Source organism: Pseudorhodoferax aquiterrae (assembly GCF_014652235.1).
GTDB lineage: Bacteria > Pseudomonadota > Gammaproteobacteria > Burkholderiales > Burkholderiaceae_C > Pseudorhodoferax > Pseudorhodoferax aquiterrae.
Window position 1 is genome coordinate 1 of record NZ_BMYK01000072.1, and the last position, 2,409, is coordinate 2,409.

The 2,409-nt window shown below is 69.6% G+C and carries 2 protein-coding genes; both read right to left on the bottom strand.

The window, feature by feature from the left end; genetic code table 11:
- Positions 1-1,866 (bottom strand): PAS domain-containing protein (locus tag IE209_RS33545; protein ID WP_189691188.1); only part of this gene is annotated, 1,866 nt, incomplete at its 3' end.
- A 199-nt stretch (positions 1,867-2,065) separates the two neighbouring features.
- Positions 2,066-2,409, bottom strand: a 344-nt coding sequence (locus tag IE209_RS33550) for a hypothetical protein (RefSeq protein WP_373305474.1), incomplete at its 5' end; no start/stop codon positions are given.

The window sequence follows — 2,409 nt, forward strand, 5'->3', positions numbered from 1 at the left end:
GCGCTCCTCCGTCACGTCCTCCATGAACCACACGCTGCCCTGGCTGGTGTCGGCGTCGATGTGGCGTGCCGTGATGCGGCCCCAAAAGCGCGTGCCGTCCTTGCGCACGAACTCCTGGTCGTGGTGGCTGTCGCGCGGCATGCCGATGCGTTGCTCCAGCCGCATCCGGGCCTCGGCCAGGTCCGCATGCCCGCCGTACCACAGGCCCAGCGGCCGGCCCTGCAACTCGCCCTCCGCATAGCCGAACATGCTCTCGAGCTCGCGGTTGCAGCGGGCGATCACGCCGTCGCGCACGAAGGCGATGCCCACGCCGGCCGTCTCGAACATCGCGGCCTGTTCCTTCTGCGCCACACCCAACGCGCTCTGGGCGGCCTTCAAAGCTTCCAGGTCGACCACCACGCCGACCAGGCCGCCCGGGCTGCCGTCACGTTTGCGAAAGCCGCTGACCGAGTACAGCACCTGGTGCACGCTGCCGTCGGCGAAGCGCAGCCGCGTCTCGCGCCGCTCGTGCGCGGCGGTTGCGATCACGCGTTCATCCTGCGCCTGCAGTTCGCTGCGCAGGGGCTCGGGCACATCGTCCAGTTCGTCCACGCGCTTGCCGACCAGGTCGGCGCGCTTCACGCCGAACGCCTGTTCGAAGGCCTCGTTGCAACCCAGAAAGCGCGTGTCCGGCCCCTTGTAGTAGACGGCGTTGGGCATGCGATCGATCATGGTCTGCAGGAAGACCGCCATCTCCTTGACCTGGCGTCGGGTCTCCTTGTCGGCCGTGATGTCGCTGACGGTGAACTGCACCAGGGTCTTGCCGCGGTAGCGGAACGGCGTGCCGTGCACCTCGGCGATCCATTCCACGCCGTTCGGCCGGCGGTGGCGCCATTCGAAGGTTGGCATCTCCTCGCCTCGGCTCCGCAGTCTCTTGCGGCCCATGGCCAGCATCTCCGCCGACTCCATGCCGTTGTCCTGCCTGGGCGCCGAGACAGACAGCACGTTGCGCCCGATCAGGTCCTCGCGGCGTGCCAGGCCGTAGAGCCTGAGTGCGGCCTCGTTGCAGTCGGTGTAGCAGTCGTTGACCGGGTCGTAGATGGACATCGCGATGTGCGAGTCCTGCAGCATGCGGCTGTAGGTCTCATTGTCCTGCCGCGCCTCCTGCGCGCGGCGCAGGTCGCTCTCGTCGTCGACAATCCAGGCGACCGCCGCTCTTCCGTCCGGCAGCGCGGTGCTGCGGCCCCGCGCATAGACCTGGAAGGCCGTGCCGTCGCGGTGCCGTGCACGCCAGGTGATGCTGCAGCTGTCGCCGTGGGCGAACGAGCGGGCCGTCTCGGTGCAAAAGCGCTGGTATTCGGTGGTGTCCTCGAACAGCCCCTCGATCTCCAGGCCGGCCATGCCGTCGGCATCCTCGTAACCATGCATGCGCGCGAAGCTGAGGTTGACGCGCAGCAGCCGGCCCTGGTCCACCAGCGCGGTACCTGCCAGCAGTCCGTCCAGCAACAGCGCCTGTTGCGCATGCGCGCCCTGGACGACCGGATGGAGCGACGCGCAAGGGGTGATCCAGGCGCTGTACCAGGTCTGGCCGCCCGCCTGCGATGCTGCACACCGCAGACAGGCCAGGAACTGCGAACCGTCCTGGCGCAGCAGGCGCAGCTCCAGTGCGTCCACGGCTTGCTCGGGGTTGGCCAGCGCCTGCTGCAGCCGGCGCAGGCCGGCCTCGCCATCGGCGTAGAGCGCCGCATCGAACAGGGTCGGTCCGCTGCCGACCGGGTGGCCGAACAGCTGCTTCCATGCGGCATTGGTGCGCTGAATGCGCCCGTGGCGGTCGCACACGATCAGGGCCGCGGGCGTGGCGCCGTGCTGCACAGGAGGGAGGAACATGGTCGAAGCAGCCACTACCCACACGGCACGGGCCGCCGTGCGAACGAAACCATCCGAAAGCGCTCCTGGTGCATGGAAAACGGGTGGCGTTGATTTGTTACCGTTTATAAATGAATTTGCCGGCGCATTGGCTGTGTCCGGAAACCGATCCGCAGCGCTTCACGGCCGGGAAGCGCCCACACGCCGGGTGCCGGCCGGATCAGGCCGTCGCCGCGATCACCACGCCCTGCTGGGCGGCGGCGTCGCGCAGGGCCTGCAGCGCCGCATCGAAGTCGAAGTCCTGCACGGCCCGCGCGACTGCGGCCACGGCCTCGGCGCCGCAGACCTGTTGCAGCGCGGCGCGGTGCGCTGCCAGGTACTCCTCGGCCTGCGCATCGCAGTCGGCCAGCAGCCGGGCGAACTGCTGGGTCCGCTCGGCCGCCTCGGCGGCGCCCATGGCCGGCGCGCCAGCCGGTGCCGCCGCCACGCCAGCGTCGGTCCCGCAGGCCGCCCGCAGCGCCTGCACCTTGGCATGCAGCTCGGCGCCGAAGGCGGCCAGCGCCT